The following is a 19,991-nucleotide window of genomic DNA, read 5'->3' as shown; positions in this document are numbered from 1 at the left end:
GGGAGAGTGGTCTCCGCCACCGGGCTGCGGAGCAGTGAGCGCCGCCACTTGCGATCCAGTGGAATCATTCGCCTAGATTTGTGCGGATGTCAATCAGGGATTCCTGTGAAAATCATTGGTGTGGACACTTTTTGGTGCAATTCGGGCATTTCTCGCATAAGGAAGTCGACCGAAACGGGATGAGGCGGGAGTGTCCGGTGGACACTCCCGCCTCGTCTCGCGGCCGGATCGGCTACGCCGTGTGGCTTGCCGCGGGTTCAGCGGCCGGTGGCGGCGTACTCGTTGCCGCCGACGGTCGGGGAACGGTGAACGTGGCGACGACGCTGAGGATCGCCACGGCGAAGCACGCGACCGTGTACCAGAGGCTGCCGACCGGATCGCCGTTCGCGGTGACCCCGTCGACCGCGTCGAAGAATGCGGGCAGTGCGGTGACCCAGAGGACCGCCATCACGACCAGGTACACGACGGCGTACCACCGGACGAAGTCGTTCGAGTACGGCGGGACGTCGGAGCGCCCCGCACGAACGCGGGACCACTGCCGAGCCAGAATCACGACCGCCACGACCGACAGCGCGACCAGTTCCGCGGCGTAGAGGAACCCGCGGACCGTGTCGCTCCCCATGCCGAAGACGGTCGCCGGGAGCGGGAGCACGAACACCCCGACCGAGGCGGTGAGGCCGATCACCACGGTGCGCCACACCAACTGCAGGCCGGAGAAATGCCGGCCCGCATCGACGTGCCGACCGACGAAGAACTGGACGCACAGCGCCAGCGACATCGGCCACAGCGCCGCGAACACCACGACGCTGGGCAACGGAACCGAATCGAAGAACGGCTGGTTGACCTTGTTGTCGAGGGTCCACTCCCACCAGCGCAGCTGCGGTCCGAGGTGGTCGAAGATCTCATAGAACGCGTGGTGCACGAAGCCGACGCACACCGCGCCGAGGATCACGCCGTACTTCCGGAACACGCCGAGCATCCGGACGATCTCGAACGCGATGGTGGCCATCAACGGGTAGATCGCGATGATGTACAGCGGCAGGCGACCCCACAGGAAATCGACGGTGAACACGTTGTGCGCGAACATCGTGCCCAGGTAGTCCTCGGTGCCGAACGTGGCCGGGAAGTAGATCGGCGGCTCGATCACGAACAGGAACGCGGTGGCACCGAACCACAGCACCAGATTGGTGGGATCGCCCTTCCTGCGCAGCCGCAGAATTGCGTAGACGAGCGCGAGTACCGCCCCGAGGATGATGGTGAACTCGAGGACCGGCAGGGTCCAGTTCTCCAGCGCGCCCGGGCTGCGGAACTCGACCAGCCCGCCGGCCTCCTCGCACGAGAAGCCCAGGCGGGTTGCGAGATCCGAGAAGGTGGGTGAGCAGTGGTCCGACATCACTTCACCTCCGACAGTGCCGACTCGGCGCTGCGATCCTGTTGCTCGGCGGTGTACCAGCGAGTGCAGTCGTAGCCCTCGTCGTAGCGGGCGAACCAGCGGCCGGCCAGTACAGGCAGGTTCTCGTGGGTCGGGTCGTGCCCCGGCAGCTGGCTACGGACGGCACCGGCGAGCGCGGTGAGCTGCTCGCCCAGGTGCAGGCCGTCGAACGCGCGTGGCATCGGCCCCTTGGTCAGGTAGGGCGCGAAGGAGGTGAGCACCCGCTGCTTGATGCGGTGCCGGGCGAACATCGACATCGCGTCGACCTTTCGCTCGGACAGCGGAACGTGCTGGTTGAAGCCGGCGCACGCGATCCGGATCGATTTCATCACGTGCGCGAAGATCGACGGCGCCATCCGCATCCGGTACAGCTCGTTGCCGACGACGGAGTTGTAGATGATCAGCGCCGAACTGCGGTGCTCGACCTCTTCGACGAAGTGCCAGAGGAACAGGGAGGCGACCCGGTCGTCGCCGGGCGCGAACAGGGTCGCCTCGTTGTCGAGCATCAGCTTGAACACCGGGGTGAAGGTGGCCTCGAGGTCCGCGGTGTACGCGAGCCGGTAGTCGATCGAGGTGCGCTCGGTGAGCAGGTCGAATTCGCCGATGACCGCGTCGAGAGTGTTCTGCAGGCCGGGGTAGCGCCTGATCAGCGCGTTCACGTGCTGGCGGTGGGCGGTCGAGTGGTGCCCCTCCTGTCGCATGAACGCCGTGGCTTCCTCGGCGACCTCGGGATCGGTGATCCGCGGCTTGGTCTGGAGGATCAGCTTCACGATCATCTTCTCGAAGCCGATGGCCAGGAACGAGACGGCGTTGGACATGCTCGACCACGCGGGGTTCTCGGGGTTCCACAGGAAGGGGACGTCCTGGTCCTCGAATCCGAAATCCATCTTGCGGGCTTGAAGGTTGGTCACTGTTCGGCACCTCGAAACGGGAAATGGGCTGGTCAGGTGGCCTCCCCGGCACCGCGAGGCCCCCAATGGCAGTGATCATACGCAGATTGGCTCGTGTGTATGATCGCTTTCGGTCGATCGGTCGTCACTCGTGATCCGAATTGGCGGATCGCCTGTGATACCGTCCGCCCGGTGGCGCGCAGACGTGGGTGGGGCGGCAGTCCGCCGGGTGACGACGAGGAGGCCTCCCGTCGTATCGTCGCCGCCGCAGTCGATCTCATCGGGCGGACCGGTTCGGAGATCAGCATCGCCGACGTCGCCGAGTCGCTCGGCGTGATCCGGCAGACCGTGTATCGATACTTTCCGAGTGCCGATGCACTGATGCGGGCCGCGGCCATCGCGTCGGTCGCCGGCTTCCTCGATCGGCTGGCCGAGTGCGTGGCGGGTCTCGACGATCCCGTAGAGGCGATGACCGAGGGTGTCGTCTACACGCTCGCCGAGGTCCGCCGAACGCCCCATCTGGGCATCCTGTTGTCGAGTTCGTACTCGAACGTCCACTCCGACAGCCTCACCTCCGACGAGGCGCAGGCGTTCGGCATGACGATGATCAAGAGATTCGACGTCGACTGGGCGCGGCACGGATACGACGACACCGCGCTGCACGGGCTCGTCGAGTACGTCCTGCGCACGATGCAGTCCTTCTTCCTCTCGCCGGGGAACCCGCCGCGCAGTGACGGGGAGTTGCGGCAGTACCTGCGGCGCTGGATGGGTACCGCAATCGCGGCGCAGAAGGAGTTCTCGGCGCGGGCCTAGGTGTGAATGGGCTTGCATGATGGTGCATAATCGTCCATATGGTCACCACAGCAGCTTCCACCGGACCGATCCGGGTCGCCATCGCAGGGGCGAGCGGGTACGCGGGCGGCGAAATCCTGCGCCTGCTGCTCGGGCACCCCGCCCACCGCGACGGCAGGCTCACGATCGGCGCCCTCACCGCGGGCGGCAATGCAGGCGCCACCCTGGGGCAGTTCCACCCCCACCTGCTCCCGCTCGCCGACCGAGTGCTCGAACCGACCACCCTGGACGTCCTCGCCGGCCACGACGTCGTGTTCCTCGGTCTGCCGCACGGCAACTCCGCCGAGATCGCCAAGGCATTGCCGGAGAGCACCGTGATCATCGACTGCGGCGCCGACTTCCGGCTCTCGAATGCCGCCGACTGGGAGAAGTTCTACGGCAGCGCGCACGCCGGGACCTGGCCGTACGGCCTGCCCGAGCTGCCGGGCAACCGGGACAGGCTCACCGGCGCGACCCGCATCGCGGTGCCCGGTTGCTACCCGACCGCGGCCAGCCTCGCGCTCGCCCCGGCCGTCGCCGCCGGGATCGTCGAGCCGCGGGTCACCGTCGTCGCGGTCAGCGGCACCTCCGGCGCGGGACGCGCCCCCAAGGCAGACCTGCTCGGGTCCGAGGTGATGGGTTCGGCCAAGGCCTACGGTGTCGGCGGCGTCCACCGGCACACCCCCGAGATCACCCAGAACCTCTCGGCGCTGGCCGGCACCGACGTCACGGTCTCCTTCACGCCCGTGCTCGCGCCGATGCCGCGCGGCATCCTCGCCACCTGCACCGCCGCGACGACCGTGGACCTGGCGCGCGCCCGGGAGGTCTACGAGAAGGCATACGCCGACGAGCCGTTCGTGCACGTGCTGCCAGAGAACGTCTACCCGCAGACCGGCGCGGTCATCGGCTCGAACGCCGCACAGATCGGTGTGACCGTCGACGAGACCGCGGGCCTGCTGGTCGTGATCGCCGCCATCGACAACCTCACCAAGGGCACCGCAGGCGGTGCCGTCCAATCCATGAACCTGGCCCTTGGCCTGCCCGAGACCGATGGTCTCTCGACCGTGGGAGTTGCCCCGTGACAACCGATTCCGAGTTCGCCGCACCGCACGCAGTCGAGGTTGCCGGTGGCCGCCTGATCCGCACCCAGGGTGTCACCGCGCCCGCAGGCTTCCGCGGCGCAGGCATCGCCGCCGGTATCAAGGTCAGCGGCCGGCCCGACCTCGCCCTCGTGTTCAACGAGGGCCCGGACACCGCTGCGGCCGGCGTCTTCACGGCCAACAAGGTCAAGGCCGCACCCGTGCTGTGGTCGCAGCAGGTGCTCACCGGAGGCAAGCTGCGTGCCGTGGTGCTCAACTCCGGTGGCGCCAACGCCTGCACCGGCGCCCCCGGCTTCCAGGACACCCACGCCACCGCGGAGCACGTCGCGGCCACCCTCAGCGACTGGGGCACCGAGACCGGCGCCGGTGAGGTCGCTGTCTGCTCCACGGGGCTGATCGGCGACCGACTGCCGATGGACAAGCTGCTCGCCGGCGTCACCGAGATCGTGCACGAACTGGCCGGCGGGATCAGCGGCGGCACCGACGCCGCCTACGCGATCATGACCACCGACACCGTCCCGAAGCAGGCGGCGCTGCACCACGCGAACAAGTGGAACGTCGGCGGCATGGCCAAGGGCGCGGGCATGCTCGCCCCCTCGCTGGCCACGATGCTGTCCGTCGTCACCACCGATGCCGTCGCCACCGCGGCCCAGCTCGACGAGGCACTGCGGGCCGCGACCCGGCTGTCCTTCGACCGGCTCGACGTCGACGGCGCCACCTCCACCAACGACACCGTGCTGCTGCTGTCGTCGGGTGCCAGCGGCATCGCCCCCACCCAGGAGGAACTCAACGCCGCGGTCCTCGCGGTCTGCGACGACCTCGCCGACCAGATGATGGCCGACGCCGAGGGCGTCACCAAGCGGGTCACCGTCACCGTCGCCGGCGCCGCCAGTGAGCAGGACGCGCTCGTCGGGGCCCGGACCGTCGCACGCGACAGCCTGGTCAAGACCGCGCTGTTCGGCTCCGACCCCAACTGGGGACGGGTGCTCGCCGCGATCGGTATCGCCCCGATCGCCCTCGACCCCGACCGGATCTCGGTGTCCTTCAACGGGAATCCGGTGTGCATCGACGGCGTCGGCGCACCGGGCGCGCGTGAGGTCGACCTCTCCGGCGAGGACATCGCGCTGCGCATCGAACTCGGTGTCGGCGACGCGGAGGTCTCCATCCGCACGACCGACCTCTCGCACGCGTACGTCGAAGAGAACTCGGCCTACTCGTCATGAGTGAGAGCATCCTCAGCCTGACCTCCAGTCAGAAGGCGTACGTCCTCGCCGAGGCGCTGCCCTGGCTGCAGCGGTTCCACGGCAAGATCGTCGTCGTCAAGTACGGCGGCAACGCGATGGTCGACGACGAACTGAAGGCGGCGTTCGCGAAGGACATGGCGTTCCTGAGGACCGTCGGAATCCACCCCGTCGTGGTGCACGGCGGCGGACCGCAGATCAACGCGATGCTGAAGCGGCTCGGCATGGAAGGCGAGTTCCGCGGCGGCTTCCGCGTCACCACGCCCGAGGTCATGGACGTCGTGCGGATGGTGCTCTTCGGTCAGGTCGGACGCGAGCTCGTCGGGCTGATCAATGCCCACGGCCCGTATGCGGTCGGCATCTCCGGTGAGGACGCGCACCTGTTCACCGCGACCCGGCGGACCGTCGTCGTCGACGGCGAGCCGACCGACATCGGGCTGGTCGGCGACGTCACCACCGTCGACCCGACCGCGGTGCTCGACCTCATCGCCGCCGGCCGGATTCCGGTCGTCTCGACGATCGCCCCCGATTCCGACGGTGTGGTGCACAACATCAACGCAGACACCGCCGCGGCCGCGCTCGCAGAGGCCCTCGGCGCCGAGAAGCTGGTCGTCCTCACCGACGTCGAGGGCCTCTACACCAACTGGCCCGATCGCAGCTCGCTGGCGTCGGTGATCGACACCGCCGCGCTGGAACAACTTCTGCCGAGCCTGGATTCGGGCATGGTCCCGAAGATGGAGGCGTGCCTGCGCGCCGTGCACGGCGGCGTCCCGAGTGCCCACGTCATCGACGGCCGCCTCGCGCACTCGGTGCTCCTCGAACTACTCACCGGCGAGGGCATCGGCACGATGGTTGTCCCACCGGATCCCTCGGTCCCCACCACCCCTGCAAAGGAAGGCCCCGCATGACCGGCACCTCCGCACTCCAGCAGCGCTGGTCCGGTGCGCTGATGAACAACTACGGCGTCCCGCGGGTCGCCCTCGTCTCCGGCGACGGGGCCGTGCTCACCGACGCCGACGGCAAGCAGTACCTGGATCTGCTCGGCGGCATCGCCGTCAACATCCTCGGCCATCGGCACCCGGCGATCATCGACGCGGTCACGGCGCAGCTGAACACTCTCGGTCACGTGTCGAACCTGTACGCCAGCGAACCGGCCGTGGCACTGGCCGAGCAGCTGCTGCACCACCTTGGTGCCGGTGGCGACGGCGGCGTCACAGGCCGGGTGTTCCTGTGCAACTCCGGTACGGAAGCCAACGAGGCGGCCTTCAAACTGGCCCGGCTCACGGGCCGGCGCAAGATCATCGCCGCCGAGCGGGCCTTCCACGGCCGGACGATGGGTGCCCTCGCGATGACCGGGCAGCCGGAGAAGCGGGCACCGTTCGAGCCGATGCCCGCGGGCGTCGAGTTCGTGCCCTACGGTGACATCGCGGCCCTCGACGCGGCCGTCGACTCCGACACCGCCGCCGTGATCCTCGAACCGATCATGGGGGAGTCCGGGGTCGTGGTCCCGCCGGAGGGCTACTTGGTCGAAGCCCGCCGGATCACCGCCGAGCGTGGTGCCCTGCTGATCCTCGACGAGGTGCAGACCGGCATCGCGCGCACCGGCTGGTTCTACGCCCACCAGGCGTCGGGCATCGTGCCCGACGTGATGACCCTCGCCAAGGGGCTCGGCGGCGGCCTGCCGATCGGGGCGTGCATCGCCACCGGCGCCGCGGCCGAACTCTTCGGCCCGGGTAAGCACGGCACCACCTTCGGTGGAAACCCCGTGTGTGCCGCCGCGGCGCTGGCGGTGCTGCGCACCGTCGACCAGGAGGATCTGCTCAGCCACGCCGATGCGGTCGGCAAGTCGCTGTCCGCGGGGATCGAGGCGCTCGGGCACCCGCTCGTCGATCACGTCCGCGGCGCCGGGCTGCTGCTCGGCGTCGTCCTCACCGACACCGTCGCACCGGCCGTGGAGGCCGCTGCACGGGACGCCGGCTACCTCGTCAACGCTGCGGCGCCCGACGTGATCCGGCTCGCGCCGCCGCTGATCCTCACCGAGGAGCAGGCACAGGGATTCGTGGCGGCGCTGCCGCAGATTCTGAACACCGCTGTAGCGGAAGGGAAGTGACATCATGCCGGTGAAGCACTATTTGAGGGACGACGACCTCACCCCGGCTCAGCAGGCCGAGGTGCTCGAGCTCGCCGCCGTACTGAAGAAGGATCCGTTCGCCAAGCAGACCCTGGCCGGGCCCCGCGCGGTCGGGGTGATCTTCGAGAAGAACTCCACCCGCACCCGGTTCTCGTTCGAGGTGGGCATTTCCCAACTCGGCGGGCACGCCGTGGTCGTGGACGGGCGGAGCACCCAGCTCGGCCGGGAGGAGACGCTGCAGGACACCGGCCGGGTGCTCTCGCGCTACGTCGACGCCGTCGTGTGGCGGACCTTCGGGCAGAAGCGGCTCGAGCAGATGGTCAGTGGTGCGACGGTCCCGATCGTCAATGCACTCTCCGACGAGTTCCACCCCTGCCAGGTCCTCGCGGACCTGCAGACCCTGCGCGAGCGCAAGGGCGAGCTGAAGGGGCTGAAGCTGACGTACCTCGGTGACGGCGCCAACAACATGGCGCACTCGCTGATGCTCGGCGGCGTCACCGCGGGCATCGACGTCACCATCGCCGCCCCGGCGGGCTTCGCGCCGTTGCCCTGGGTGCTCGACGCCGCCCGCGCGCGGGCCGCCGAGACCGGTGCCACCATCACCGTCACCGACGACCCCCAGGCCGCTGTTGCCGGCGCCGACGCGCTCGTCACCGACACCTGGACCTCGATGGGCCAGGAGAACGACGGCCTCGACCGGGTCGGACCGTTCCGGCCGTTCCAGATCAACGCGGCGCTGCTCGCGAAGGCGGCGCCGGACGCGGTGGTGCTGCACTGCCTGCCCGCGCACCGCGGGGAGGAGATCACCGACGAGGTGCTCGACGGCCCGCAGTCGGTGGTGTGGGACGAGGCCGAGAACCGCCTGCACGCACAGAAGGCGCTGCTGGTGTGGCTGCTGGAGCATCAGGACCGGGCACAGTCGTGACCGCCACCCAGCCGAGGGGCGTGACGGCACCGCCGTCGAAGTCGCTCGCGGTCGCGCAGACACGGGCCGGGAGGCAGGCCCGGATCACCGCCCTACTGGCGGTGCACGAGGTCCGCAGCCAGCCGGAACTCGCCGCGCTGCTCGCCGCCGAGGGCATCGAGGTCTCGCACGCGACGCTGTCGCGGGACCTCGAGGAACTCGGTGCGGTGAAACTGCGGGCCGCCGACGGGGGCGCCGGCGTGTACGTCGTGCCCGAGGACGGCAGCCCGGTGCGCGGCGTCTCCGGCGGCACCGACCGGCTGTCGCGGCTGCTGGGGGAGTTGCTGGTGTCCACCGACGCGAGCGGGAACCTCGCGGTGTTGCGCACCCCGCCGGGTGCCGCGCACTACCTCGCCAGCGCGCTGGATCGCGCGTCTCTGCCCGAGGTTGTGGGAACCATTGCCGGGGATGACACCATTCTTGTGGTGGCCCGTGAACCCCTGACGGGCGCGCAGCTCGCCGACATGATCGAAAAACTGGCCTGACCTGGCATTTGCGCCGGGTCCGGTCGGCATGCGATCGGCACAACTGAAGAATCTCGAGAAGATACAACCCCAAAAGGAGCACACAGACCATGGCTGAACGCGTCGTACTCGCCTACTCGGGCGGGCTGGACACCTCCGTGGCCATCAGCTGGATCGGCAAGGAGACCGGCAAAGAGGTCGTCGCCGTTGCCATCGACCTCGGCCAGGGTGGCGAGGACATGGAGGTCGTGCGTCAGCGTGCCCTCGACTGCGGCGCCGTCGAGGCCGTCGTGATCGACGCCAAGGACGAGTTCGCCGACGAGTACTGCCTGCCCACCATCCAGGCCAACGCCCTGTACATGGACCGCTACCCGCTGGTCTCGGCGATCAGCCGGCCGCTGATCGTCAAGCACATCGTCAAGGCCGCGCGCGAGCACGGAGGCACCGTCGTCTCGCACGGCTGCACCGGCAAGGGCAACGACCAGGTGCGGTTCGAGGTCGGCTTCGGCGCCCTCGCCCCCGACCTGGAGGTCATCGCCCCGGTTCGTGACTACGCCTGGACCCGGGAGAAGGCCATCGCCTTCGCCGAGGAGAACCAGATCCCGATCAACGTCACCAAGCGTTCGCCGTTCTCGATCGACCAGAACGTGTGGGGCCGCGCCGTCGAGACCGGATTCCTCGAGGACCTGTGGAACGCCCCGACCAAGGACGTCTACGACTACACCCAGGACCCGACCATCAACTGGAACGCCCCCGATGAGCTGATCATCAGCTTCGAGGCAGGCAAGCCGGTCGCGATCGACGGCAAGCCCGTCACCGTGCTCGAAGCGGTCCAGGAGCTCAACAAGCGCGCCGGTGCGCAGGGCGTCGGCCGCCTCGACGTGGTCGAGGACCGCCTCGTCGGCATCAAGAGCCGCGAGATCTACGAGGCCCCCGGCGCGATGGTGCTCATCACCGCGCACCAGGAACTCGAGCACGTCACCCTCGAGCGCGAGCTCGGTCGCTACAAGCGGCAGATGGAGCAGCGCTGGTCCGAGCTGGTCTACGACGGCCTGTGGTTCTCGCCGCTGAAGGAGGCGCTGGACACCTTCGTGCTCAAGACCCAGGAGAAGGTCACCGGCGACATCCGCCTGTTCCTGCACGGCGGCGCGATCACCGTCAACGGCCGGCGCAGCCCGCAGTCGCTGTACGACTTCAACCTCGCGACCTACGACGAGGGCGACTCGTTCGACCAGTCGTACGCGAAGGGCTTCGTCAACATCCACGGCCTGTCCTCCAAGGTCGCCGCGAAGCGCGACCTGGGCCTGTAACGATGACCGAGCACGATGCCGGAGGCGTCCAGGCGCACGGCACCAACGAAGGTGCCCTGTGGGGCGGCCGGTTCGAGTCCGGACCGGCCGCCGCCATGGCGGCGCTGAGCAAGTCCACCCACTTCGACTGGGTGCTCGCGCCCTACGACGTGCGTGCCTCCAAGGCGCACGCCAAGGTGCTGCACGCCGCGGGACTGCTCGGTGACGCCGACCTGGCGACCATGCTGGACGGTCTCGACCGGCTCGGGGCCGACGTCGCGAGCGGTGCCTTCGTGCCCGCCGACTCCGACGAGGACGTCCACGGTGCCCTCGAGCGCGGCCTGATCGAGCGGGTCGGACCCGAGGTCGGTGGCCGGCTGCGCGCCGGCCGCTCGCGCAACGACCAGGTGGCCACGTTGTTCCGGATGTGGCTGCGCGACGCGGTCCGCCGAGTCGCTGCCGGTGTGCTCGACGTTGTCGACGCCCTCGCCACCCAGGCGGCGGCGCATCCGGCGGCGGTGATGCCCGGCAAGACGCATCTGCAGGCCGCGCAGCCCGTCCTGCTCGCGCACCACCTGCTCGCACACGCCCACCCGCTGCTGCGGGACGTGCAGCGGCTGGTGGACTTCGACAAGCGGGCCGCGGTGTCGCCGTACGGGTCCGGCGCGCTGGCCGGGTCCTCGCTCGGCCTGAACCCGGACGCCATCGCGGCGGAGCTGGAGTTCGACTCCGCGGCGGACAACTCGATCGACGCCACGTCCTCGCGGGACTTCGCGGCCGAGGCGGCGTTCGTGTTCGCGATGATCGCGGTCGACCTGTCCCGGATGGCCGAAGAGGTCATCATCTGGAGCACACCGGAATTCGGCTACATCACGCTCGCCGATGCCTGGTCGACCGGGTCGTCGATCATGCCGCAGAAGAAGAACCCGGACGTCTCGGAACTCACCCGCGGCAAGGCCGGGCGCCTGATCGGCAACCTCACGGGCCTGCTCGCCACGCTCAAGGCGCAGCCACTGGCGTACAACCGGGACCTGCAGGAGGACAAGGAGCCGGTCTTCGACTCCGTCGCCCAGCTGGAACTGTTGTTGCCCGCGATCACCGGGCTGGTCTCGACGCTCGAGTTCCACACCGACCGGATGGCCGAGCTGGCCCCGGCCGGGTTCACCCTCGCCACCGACATCGCGGAATGGATGGTGCGTCAGGGTGTTCCGTTCCGGGTCGCACACGAGGCGGCCGGTGCGTGTGTGCGGGCGGCCGAGTCCCGCGGAGTGGGTCTCGAGGATCTCACCGACGCCGAGCTCGCCGCGGTGGATCCGGCCCTGACACCGGCGGTACGCGAGGTGCTCACCGTGCAGGGGTCGATCGCCTCCCGTAACGCCCGCGGTGGCACCGCCGGTGTACAGGTGGCGCACCAGCTGGATCGGGTCCGGGAGTCCGCGGGGCAATTGAAGGCCCTGATCGGAAACTGACGGATTCTCACTGCCGCGCGCGAATACACTGTGCCGGAACACCGGCGGAAGGTTGGGGGCGCGGCAGTGAGTTGGTCCGAGATTCTGAACGGTTCCGTTCGCCGCGTGGTCGCGACCGCGCAGAACGGTCTCGAGGTCGTCCGGCTGGGCGGCCTCGAGACCGAGGCCCGGCCGTCGGAGTTCACCGTCGTCGACCGCGCGCCGATGTACCGGCTCCGTCGCTACTTCGCCGACGAGGTCACCGAAGCCGATTCACCCCGTCCGCCGATTCTGCTCATCCCGCCGATGATGATGTCGGCCGACGTGTACGACGTCACCCAGGACCAGGGCGCGGTCGGCATCCTGCACTCGATGGGGCTGGATCCTTGGGTGGTCGACTTCGGTTCCCCGGACACCGAGGAGGGCGGCTGGAACCGCACCCTCGCCGACCACATCGTCGCGATCAGCGAGATCGTCGACCGCGTACACAAGGAAACCGGGCAGGACGTGCACCTGTCCGGGTACTCCCAGGGCGGCATGTTCGCCTACCAGGCCGCCGCGTACCGGCGGTGCCGCCACGTCGCGTCCCTCGTCACCTTCGGTTCACCGGTCGACACCCTGGCGGCCCTGCCGTTCGGGATCCCCGGCGACATCGCCGCGCCGGCGGCCGACTTCCTCGCCGACCACGTCTTCACCCGTCTCTCGATCGCGGGTTGGATGGCGCGCACCGGGTTCCAGCTCCTCGACCCGGTCAAGACGGCCAAGTCACGGATCGACTTCCTGCGGCAGCTGCACGACCGCGAGGCGCTCCTCCCGCGTGAACAGCAGCGACGCTTCCTCGCCACGGATGGTTGGGTGGCGTGGTCCGGTCCGGCGGTGGCGGAGCTGCTCAAACAGTTCGTCGTGCACAACCGGATGGTGTCCGGTGGCTTCGTGATCGGTGACCGACCGGTCTCCCTGGCCGAGGTGACCTGCCCGATCCTGGCATTCGTCGGCGAGGTGGACGACATCGGCCAGCCGACCGCGGTCCGGGGTATCCGGAAAGCGGCGCCGAAGGCTGAGGTATTCGAATCCACCATGCGGGCAGGTCATTTCGGCCTCGTCGTGGGATCGTTGGCGGCCGACCACACCTGGCCGACGACCGGTGCCTGGGTGCGGTGGCGGACCGGGACGGACCCGCAGCCGGCCGGTATCGTGCCGATGGCCGCGGAGGACCTCCCTATCGACGAGACCGGTGTGTCCGTCGCGGACCGGCTGCTGCACACCGGTACCTCGATCGCCGAGGTGGGGGTCGGTGCCGTGCGCGGGGCCCTGGAGGCGGCGGTTCACGCGGTGCGCGGCAGCCGGGAACTGACCGCCGAGGCGGCCCGCGCGCTGCCGCGGCTGGTCCGGCTCGGGCAGGTGCAGCCGCACACCACGATCTCGCTCGGCAAACTGCTCGCCGAGGCAGGGGCGAAGAACCCGCGCGGCGAGTGCTTCCTGTTCGACGACCGCGCGTACACCAACGGTGCGGTCAACACCCGGATCGACAATGTCGTCAAGGGGTTGATCGCGGCCGGGGTGCGACCGTCCACACGGGTCGGGGTGCTGATGGAGACCCGGCCCAGCGCACTCGTGGCGATCGCCGCGCTGTCGAGGATCGGCGCGATCAGCGTGCTGCTGCCCCCGACCGAGGACCTCGCCGACGCGATGCGGCTCGGCAAGGTCGCCACGATCGTCACCGATCCCGACCATCTGCGTGCCGCGGAACGGCTGGGGCCACCGGTGCTCGTCCTCGGTGGTGGCGAATCCCGCGTCCTCGATCTGGAAGCCGACTCGGAGACGGTCGATCTCGAACAGATCGAGCCGGACCTCATCGCGATGCCGGCGTGGTACCGGCCCAATCCCGGCCGCGCAAACGAACTGGCGTTCGTGCTGTTCGGGCGGTTCGGCGGCGAGGTCGAGGCCAAGTACATCACCAACCATCGCTGGGCCCTGTCCGCTTTCGGAACAGCGACCGCCGCGAATCTCGGCAACGGTGACACGGTCTATTCTGTTGCGCCGCTGTATCATTCGTCGGTCCTGCTCGCGACGCTCGGCGGGGCGATCGCCGGTGGGGCGCGCATCGCACTGTCCCGGGGTCTCGACCCCGAGCGGTTCGCGACCGAGGTGCACCGCTACGGGGTCACCGTCGTGGCGTACACGTGGACGATGATGCGCGAACTGGTGGACGGCCCCGACTTCGCGTTGGACGCCTCGCACCCGATCCGGCTGTTCATCGGTGCGGGAATGCCCCGTGGACTGTGGCTGCGGACGATGGACCGGTTCGCGCCCGCGCGCGTGCTCGAGTTCTACGCCTCCACCGAGGCCGCCGTCGTGCTCGCCAATGTGTCCGGCGCCAAGCCAGGGTCGAAGGGGCGTCCGTTGCCCGGGAGCACCGCGGTCCGCATCGCCGCGTACGACCCCGTCACGCGCCGGTTCGTCGAGGACGATCACGGACTGGTGCGCGAATGCGAGGTCGGGGAGGTGGGACTCCTGCTGGGGCAGGCCACGTCCGCGGAGGCGATCGGCGGCGCGATGCGCGGAGTGTTCGCGGCCGGCGACGCATGGGTGCCCACCGAGCACCTGTTCCGCACCGACGGTGACGGTGACTTCTGGCTCATGGACGACCGGAACACCGTCGTCTGCGCGCGGCGCGGCCCGGTGTACGGGGAACCGATCGGATACGCGCTCGGCGTCCTGGACCAGGTGGACCTCGCCGTCACCTACGGTGTGCGGGTCGGCGACGAGGAGCTGGCGGTCACCGCACTGACGTTGCGCCCTGGGGCGTCCCTGACGGCGGCCCATCTGGCCGACGCGTTCGCCGGCCTCGACGAGGGGCAGTGCCCAGACCTCGTGCACGTCGTCCCCGAGATCCCGATCAGCAACTCGTATCGACCCCGGCGCGGCGAGCTGAGGGCGGCGGGCCTGCCGAAACCGGGAGTGCGGGCCTGGTTCTGGGACGCCGAGCACACCCGCTACCGCCGACTGACGAAGGCGGTGGTCACCGACCTTCAGGAGCGCGGTGGTCGGGCACCGACCGGCTAGCGGGTAGCCTGGCCGGTGATCCCGTCAACCCGATGCGAGAGGACCTTTCGTGGCGCTCGATCCCACCCTGCTGAGCATCATCGCCTGCCCGCAGGACAAGGGCCCGCTCCTGCTGGTCGACGACGCACTGCTCTACAACCCGCGGCTGCGTCGCGCCTACCCGATCGAGGACGGCATCCCGGTGCTGCTCGTCGACGAGGCACGCGACGTCACCGAGGACGAGCACCAGGACTACATCACGCGCGGAACGGGATCCACCGACTGATCGGGCACATTCGACCCGGCGAGATCGCCGGTGAGATACCGCTGCAACGTCGGCGCGACCAGCATCACCACCCGCTCGGGTTCCATCGTGGCCAGCGGATCGAGTCGGAGCAGATAGCGAGTGACGATCAGTCCCGCCATCTGTGACGCAACCAGACCGGCCCGCAGGGACGCGCTCCCCGCAGGATCGTCCACCCGGTGACCGATCTCGTCGAGCACCACCTCTGTCAGGAAACTGCGCACCAGCCCGACCGACTCACCGGAGATCGCCGACCGGAGCGCCGCGAGCAGACCCTCGCGCTGCGGGGACTCCCAGACGCCGAGCACCGCGCGCAGGAACCGCTCACCCAGTTCGTCACGAGGCGCGTCGAGCAGTCCGGCAAGCACGACCTTCGGATCGATCGGCACCGCGATCGCCGCGAGAAACAGCGCCCGTTTGGTACCGAAGTAGTGGTGCACGAGCGCCGAGTCGACGCCTGCCGCGGTCGCGATCGAGCGGACCGATGTCTTGTCGAACCCCGTCTCGGAGAATCGGCGGCGGGCCGCCGCGAGGATGTCCTCACGGGTGTCGGGGCTGCCCGGCCGGCGCCCCATCCGGACGCTCGGCCGGGTCACGACGCGCTCCGCCGCGGTGTCACGGCGTCCGCCGACGCAGTGTGGCCGCCGCCAGGCACAGCGCGACGACCGCGAACCCGACCACGACGGCGATGTCGCGCCACATCGTCGCCGTGGCGCCGGGATGCTTGGCTACCTGCTGCAGTGCCTCGACGGCGTAGCTCAGTGGCATCACGTTCGACGCCCACTGCAGCCATTCGGGGAGCTGGTCGCGGGGCACGAGCAGACCGCAGAGGAACAGCTGCGGGATCACGATCACCGGCATGAACTGCACCGCCTGGAACTCGGTGCGCGCGAATGCGCTGCACAGCAGGCCCAGCGCGACACCGAGTACGGCGTCGACCACCGCGATCAGCACGACCCAGCCGACACTTCCCTCCGTGGTCAGGTCGAGAAAGCCGAAGGTGACCAGGCAGGCGACGAGGGCCTGCGCCGCCGCGGCGAGGGAGAACGCGGTGCCGTAGCCGCCGAGCAGGTCCAGCTTCGACATCGGGGTCGTCAGCAGGCGTTCGAGGGTGCCGGAACTGCGTTCGCGCTGCATCGCGATCGACGTGATCAGGAACATCACCACGAACGGCAGGATCCCGAGCATGGTGATGGCGATCCGGTCGAACAGCGGCACTTGGCCGGGGGGCGTGGGCACGTTGACGTACAGGTAGTACAGCAGCGTCATCAGCAGCGCCGGCACCAGCAGGATCATCGCGACGGTGCGGTGGTCGCGGCGCAGTTGCCGCAGGATGCGGGCGGTGCCGGCCCCGTAGATGCGAGGGGTCATGAGTGGGGCGTTCACGACTGCTCCTGAACTTCTCGTTCGCGGATCAGGGTCAGGAAGGCATGTTCGAGGTTGGTCTCACGGGTCTGTTCGAGCAGGGCCCCCGGGCTGAGCTGTGCGAGCAGGTGTCCGTCGCGGAGCAACAGCAGGTCATGGCAGTGCTCGGCCTCCTCCATTACGTGACTCGAGATCAGCAGTGTGGTTCCGCTCGCGGCCAGGCCTGCGAATCGTTCCCACAGGTCGGCACGGAGCACCGGATCCAGCCCGACGGTCGGTTCGTCGAGGATCAGCAACTCCGGTTCGCCGACCAGCGCGCAACCGAGGGAGACCCGTCCGAGTTGACCGCCGGACAATTCCCCGGCGGGAACATCGGCCTGCGCGGCCAGATCGACCATCGCCATCACGTCGGTCGCCGCGCGTGCGGGACGGCCGTACAGCGCCGCGAAGTAGGCGATGTTCTGCCGCACCGACAGGTCGGGATAGACGGTGGGGGACTGGGTGACGTAACCGACGCGGTGGCGCAGTTGCGGCGAACCCGCCGACTCGCCGAGGACGGTGACCGTGCCGGACTCGACGATCTGGGTGCCGACGATGGCGCGCATCAACGTCGTCTTACCGCAGCCGGAGGGTCCGAGAAGGCCGGTGATGCTGCCGGTCGGGATCCGCAGATCGAGGCCGTGCAGCACCTCGACGTCACCGCGGCGGACGACGAGGTTGTCGATGGCAACGGCGAAAGATGATCCGGGCATCTCGTGCTCCAATTCATCGAGCGATGAAATCATCGTCTGATGACTTTTATAGACCCCTCCGGTCCCCAGGTCAACGGGGCTGCGGCGCTCCGATCCGGCCTCTCCGGGGCACAATCGCGGGCATGATGGTGCTCTCCCGGTCGCCCGAACTGAGCGAGGACGCGCTCACCGTCGCCGACCCGGTCACCGCGGCTCGACTGGTGTTGGGATCGACACTGTCGTGCGGTGCGGTGCGCCTGCGGATCGTCGAGGTCGAGGCGTACGGGGGAGACCCGCTCGGGCCGTGGCCGGACCCGGCCGCCCACTCCTATCCGGGACCCACCGAACGCAACGCAGTGATGTACGGCCCGGCGGGCCGGCTCTACGTCTATCTCAGCCACGGACTGCACTTCTGCCTCAACGTCAGCTGCGCCGGGGAAGGGACCGCGGGTGCGGTGCTGCTGCGGGCAGCGGAGATTCTCGCGGGGGAGGACGTGGTGCGCCGCCGTCGCGGTCCCGACCGCGGCCAACGCGAATTGGCGCGCGGTCCGGGCAATCTCGGTCAGGCGCTCGGAACAACCCTGGGCGACAACGGGTCCGCGCTCTTCGACGGCGGCTCCCCGATTCGACTCGACCCCGGCCCCGCGACGCCCATCGCATTCGGGCCGCGGGTGGGAATCAGCCGCGCCGCCGACCGTCCGTGGCGTCTGTGGGATCCCACATCGAACGCCGTCTCCGCCTACCGGCGTAGCCCGCGTGCGCCCGCGCCGCCGAGTGCGGGATGATCGAAGCCGTGACTGAGAACGCCCTGACCGAGAACATCGCCTCGACCGAGAACATTGTTGACGAACTGACCTGGCGTGGACTCATCCAGCAGTCCACGGACATCGACGCGCTGCGTCGTGAGGCCGAGGCCGGTCCGGTCACCCTCTATTGCGGCTTCGACCCGACCGGTCCGAGCCTGCACGCAGGACACCTCGTCCCGCTCCTGACGCTCAAGCGGTTCCAGCAGGCCGGGCACAAGCCGATCGTTCTCGCCGGCGGGGCCACCGGGCTCATCGGCGACCCCCGCGATGTCGGCGAGCGGGTGATGAACTCCGCCGACACGGTCGCGGACTGGGCGCAGCGGATCCGCGCCCAGCTCGAACGGTTCGTCTCGTTCGACGGCGACAACGCCGCAGTCGTCGAGAACAACATGAACTGGACCGGCAAGCTCAGCGCGATCGACTTCCTGCGCGACATCGGCAAGCACTTCTCCGTCAACGTCATGCTCGCTCGCGAGACGGTCAAGCGGCGCCTCGAATCGGACGGCATCTCCTACACCGAGTTCAGCTACATGCTGCTGCAGGCCAACGACTACCTGCAGCTGCGGCGGGACCACGGGTGCACGCTCCAGGTCGGTGGCTCCGACCAGTGGGGCAACATCATCGCCGGTGTCGAGCTGAACCGCCGCGTGGACGGTGAGTCGGTGCACGCGATGACCGTGCCGCTGGTCACCTCGTCGGACGGCAAGAAGTTCGGCAAGTCCACCGGGGGCGGCAGCCTGTGGCTCGACCCGGAGATGACCAGCCCCTACGCCTGGTACCAGTACTTCGTGAACACCGGTGACGCCGACGTCATCCGCTACCTGCGCTGGTTCACCTTCCTCGGTCAGGACGAGCTCGCGGAGCTCGAGGTCGAGGTCGCCGAGCGGCCACAGGCGCGTGTCGCCCAGCGCCGGCTCGCCGCCGAGATGACCACCCTGGTGCACGGGGCCGAGAACACCGCGGCCGTCGAGCTCGCCAGCCAGGCACTGTTCGGGAAGGCCGAACTGCGCGATCTCGACGAGTCGACCCTCGCCGCCGCGTTGACCGAGGCGTCGGTGGCGCAGGTGCGCCCCGGTGAACCGACCGCGATCGTCGATCTGCTGGTCGCCAGCGGGCTGTGCGAGAGCAAGGGCGCGGCGAAGCGTGCGGTCAAGGAGGGCGGCGCGTACGTGAACAACGCCAAGGTCGGCGCGGAGGACTGGACGCCCGAGTCCGGCGACCTGCTGCACGGTCAGTGGCTCGTCATCCGTCGCGGGAAGCGCAACTTCGCCGGCATCCAGCTGTTGCCGGCCTGAGACGGTCCCGGTCGGAGGGCGTCGTCGCCTCGCACATGCGAGGGGCGGCGCCCTCCGCCGTTCAAGGTCCTCGTGGCGGGGACCCTCGAGGAGCCGCGGCGCTGCGTGTGCGGCGTCACATCGTTGTAATTTGTCGCCTGGGGCGGCTGCTGCGGGCGGTGAGCTGGGGTTTCACCCGCCCTGGTGTGCTGTGACCAGCGGATTTGCGATGCCGTTCACGGCCACGTAACTTTTGTCGAGTCAGAGCGACACGGACACCGACCCGGCCCGCGAGGGACTGGGACACGAGGTTGGACGAAGGCGCCTGGCAAGCCTGCTGGAACTTGCTTCACCGGTTTGCGCCGGTGGGAGAAATCAGTTAGGCTGGAACAGTTGCCCCGGAGAGGCCGAGATAATCTCGGACGCGAAGGTGTGTGCGTGTTCTTTGAGAACTCAACAGTGTGCCGATGAATGTCAGTGCCAAATTATTTGGTACTCCACTCCATCATTTGTATGGGGTGGGTATTTGCTGATCATTCCATTCTTCCGTCTGGGATGGTCAGTGTTTAGCTAGTTTGAGTTTTTTTTGCTAGTGATTTGACTCGATGTCTATGACTGATTGCCGGTTCGCCGGCCAATCCAGAGTCTTCAACGGAGAGTTTGATCCTGGCTCAGG

General features: G+C 68.8%; 18 protein-coding genes. 13 read left to right on the top strand and 5 right to left on the bottom strand.

Annotated elements, in window-relative coordinates:
* Positions 1–232: 232 nt before the first annotated feature.
* Together ACWDU4_RS23800 and ACWDU4_RS23795 are read right to left on the bottom strand one after the other, a co-directional pair.
* On the bottom strand, positions 233–1,393 hold the full coding sequence (locus ACWDU4_RS23800) for a hypothetical protein (protein ID WP_450116403.1): 1,161 nt from the start codon (positions 1,391–1,393) through the stop codon (positions 233–235).
* Positions 1,393–2,343, bottom strand: a complete 951-nt coding sequence (locus ACWDU4_RS23795; RefSeq protein WP_450116402.1) for a metal-dependent hydrolase — start codon at positions 2,341–2,343, stop codon at positions 1,393–1,395. The genes ACWDU4_RS23800 and ACWDU4_RS23795 overlap by 1 nt, the downstream gene beginning before the upstream one ends.
* A gap of 171 nt (positions 2,344–2,514) precedes the next feature.
* Here ACWDU4_RS23795 and ACWDU4_RS23790 point away from each other — a divergent pair, with 171 nt between their 5' ends.
* The 11 genes from ACWDU4_RS23790 to ACWDU4_RS23740 all read left to right on the top strand — a co-directional run bounded on the left by ACWDU4_RS23790 (position 2,515) and on the right by ACWDU4_RS23740 (position 15,121).
* Positions 2,515–3,135: a TetR/AcrR family transcriptional regulator gene (locus ACWDU4_RS23790; RefSeq protein WP_450116401.1), complete on the top strand. Its 621-nt coding sequence runs from the start codon at positions 2,515–2,517 to the stop codon at positions 3,133–3,135.
* 38 nt (positions 3,136–3,173) lie between these two features.
* On the top strand, positions 3,174–4,235 hold the full coding sequence (gene argC / locus ACWDU4_RS23785; protein ID WP_450116400.1) for an N-acetyl-gamma-glutamyl-phosphate reductase: 1,062 nt from the start codon (positions 3,174–3,176) through the stop codon (positions 4,233–4,235).
* Positions 4,232–5,476 (top strand): bifunctional glutamate N-acetyltransferase/amino-acid acetyltransferase ArgJ, encoded by a 1,245-nt coding sequence (gene argJ / locus ACWDU4_RS23780; RefSeq protein ID WP_450116399.1) that lies wholly within the window; start codon positions 4,232–4,234, stop codon positions 5,474–5,476. Before argC ends, argJ begins: the two co-directional genes overlap by 4 nt.
* On the top strand, positions 5,473–6,402 hold the full coding sequence (argB, locus tag ACWDU4_RS23775) for an acetylglutamate kinase (protein WP_450116398.1): 930 nt from the start codon (positions 5,473–5,475) through the stop codon (positions 6,400–6,402). The genes argJ and argB overlap by 4 nt, the downstream gene beginning before the upstream one ends.
* Positions 6,399–7,604 carry an acetylornithine transaminase gene (locus tag ACWDU4_RS23770; RefSeq protein WP_450116397.1) on the top strand — a complete coding sequence of 402 codons (1,206 nt, stop codon included), beginning with the start codon at positions 6,399–6,401 and terminating at the stop codon, positions 7,602–7,604. Before argB ends, ACWDU4_RS23770 begins: the two co-directional genes overlap by 4 nt.
* A 4-nt stretch (positions 7,605–7,608) precedes the next feature.
* The gene (gene argF / locus ACWDU4_RS23765; RefSeq protein ID WP_450116396.1) at positions 7,609–8,550 is read left to right on the top strand and encodes an ornithine carbamoyltransferase; all 942 of its coding nucleotides are present in this window, start codon (positions 7,609–7,611) and stop codon (positions 8,548–8,550) included.
* Complete coding sequence (locus ACWDU4_RS23760) at positions 8,547–9,074, top strand: arginine repressor (RefSeq protein WP_450116395.1); 528 nt, start codon at positions 8,547–8,549, stop codon at positions 9,072–9,074. The genes argF and ACWDU4_RS23760 overlap by 4 nt, the downstream gene beginning before the upstream one ends.
* Before the next feature lie 89 nt (positions 9,075–9,163).
* Positions 9,164–10,363, top strand: a complete 1,200-nt coding sequence (locus ACWDU4_RS23755) for an argininosuccinate synthase (RefSeq protein WP_450116394.1) — start codon at positions 9,164–9,166, stop codon at positions 10,361–10,363.
* Between the two features lie 2 nt (positions 10,364–10,365).
* A complete protein-coding gene (gene argH, locus ACWDU4_RS23750) occupies positions 10,366–11,811 on the top strand; it encodes an argininosuccinate lyase (protein WP_450116393.1) in 1,446 nt (481 codons plus the stop codon).
* A 66-nt stretch (positions 11,812–11,877) separates the two neighbouring features.
* Positions 11,878–14,856, top strand: coding sequence for an AMP-binding protein (locus ACWDU4_RS23745; RefSeq protein WP_450116392.1), 2,979 nt, complete (start codon positions 11,878–11,880; stop codon positions 14,854–14,856).
* Between the two features lie 49 nt (positions 14,857–14,905).
* A complete protein-coding gene (locus ACWDU4_RS23740; RefSeq protein WP_450116391.1) occupies positions 14,906–15,121 on the top strand; it encodes a Trm112 family protein in 216 nt (71 codons plus the stop codon).
* On the opposite strand, the gene ACWDU4_RS23735 is transcribed toward ACWDU4_RS23740, so the two are convergent.
* Genes ACWDU4_RS23735 through ACWDU4_RS23725 form a run of 3 tightly spaced genes read right to left on the bottom strand, consistent with a single transcriptional unit; the run spans position 15,088 to position 17,256 of the window.
* Positions 15,088–15,714 (bottom strand): TetR/AcrR family transcriptional regulator, encoded by a 627-nt coding sequence (locus ACWDU4_RS23735; RefSeq protein WP_450116427.1) that lies wholly within the window; start codon positions 15,712–15,714, stop codon positions 15,088–15,090. The genes ACWDU4_RS23740 and ACWDU4_RS23735 overlap by 34 nt on opposite strands.
* Before the next feature lie 40 nt (positions 15,715–15,754).
* A complete protein-coding gene (locus ACWDU4_RS23730) occupies positions 15,755–16,510 on the bottom strand; it encodes an ABC transporter permease (RefSeq protein ID WP_450116426.1) in 756 nt (251 codons plus the stop codon).
* Between the two features lie 11 nt (positions 16,511–16,521).
* A complete protein-coding gene (locus ACWDU4_RS23725) occupies positions 16,522–17,256 on the bottom strand; it encodes an ABC transporter ATP-binding protein (RefSeq protein ID WP_450116390.1) in 735 nt (244 codons plus the stop codon).
* Positions 17,257–17,378: 122 nt separating this feature from the next.
* Here ACWDU4_RS23725 and ACWDU4_RS23720 point away from each other — a divergent pair, with 122 nt between their 5' ends.
* Both ACWDU4_RS23720 and tyrS read left to right on the top strand, forming a co-directional pair.
* Entirely contained in the window at positions 17,379–18,020 is a 642-nt protein-coding gene (locus ACWDU4_RS23720) for a DNA-3-methyladenine glycosylase (RefSeq protein ID WP_450116389.1), read from the top strand.
* The gene (gene tyrS / locus ACWDU4_RS23715) at positions 18,017–19,336 is read left to right on the top strand and encodes a tyrosine--tRNA ligase (protein WP_450116388.1); all 1,320 of its coding nucleotides are present in this window, start codon (positions 18,017–18,019) and stop codon (positions 19,334–19,336) included. Before ACWDU4_RS23720 ends, tyrS begins: the two co-directional genes overlap by 4 nt.
* The last annotated feature ends 655 nt before the right edge of the window (positions 19,337–19,991 follow it).

This window comes from Rhodococcus sp. NPDC003348, assembly GCF_053589375.1.
This window is presented reverse-complemented; position numbering and strand designations above follow the sequence as displayed.

Bases quoted from the DNA above. Each gene is read 5' to 3' on its own strand.
- ACWDU4_RS23800 (WP_450116403.1), bottom strand. From the start codon at position 1,393: ATGTCGGACCACTGCTCACCCACCTTCTCGGATCTCGCAACCCGCCTG.
- argC (WP_450116400.1), top strand. From the start codon at position 3,174: ATGGTCACCACAGCAGCTTCCACCGGACCGATCCGGGTCGCCATCGCA.
- argB (WP_450116398.1), top strand. From the start codon at position 5,473: ATGAGTGAGAGCATCCTCAGCCTGACCTCCAGTCAGAAGGCGTACGTC.
- ACWDU4_RS23770 (WP_450116397.1), top strand. From the start codon at position 6,399: ATGACCGGCACCTCCGCACTCCAGCAGCGCTGGTCCGGTGCGCTGATG.
- argF (WP_450116396.1), top strand. From the start codon at position 7,609: ATGCCGGTGAAGCACTATTTGAGGGACGACGACCTCACCCCGGCTCAG.
- ACWDU4_RS23755 (WP_450116394.1), top strand. From the start codon at position 9,164: ATGGCTGAACGCGTCGTACTCGCCTACTCGGGCGGGCTGGACACCTCC.
- argH (WP_450116393.1), top strand. From the start codon at position 10,366: ATGACCGAGCACGATGCCGGAGGCGTCCAGGCGCACGGCACCAACGAA.
- ACWDU4_RS23735 (WP_450116427.1), bottom strand. From the start codon at position 15,714: ATGGGGCGCCGGCCGGGCAGCCCCGACACCCGTGAGGACATCCTCGCG.
- ACWDU4_RS23730 (WP_450116426.1), bottom strand. From the start codon at position 16,510: ATGACCCCTCGCATCTACGGGGCCGGCACCGCCCGCATCCTGCGGCAA.
- ACWDU4_RS23725 (WP_450116390.1), bottom strand. From the start codon at position 17,256: ATGCCCGGATCATCTTTCGCCGTTGCCATCGACAACCTCGTCGTCCGC.
- ACWDU4_RS23720 (WP_450116389.1), top strand. From the start codon at position 17,379: ATGATGGTGCTCTCCCGGTCGCCCGAACTGAGCGAGGACGCGCTCACC.
- tyrS (WP_450116388.1), top strand. From the start codon at position 18,017: ATGATCGAAGCCGTGACTGAGAACGCCCTGACCGAGAACATCGCCTCG.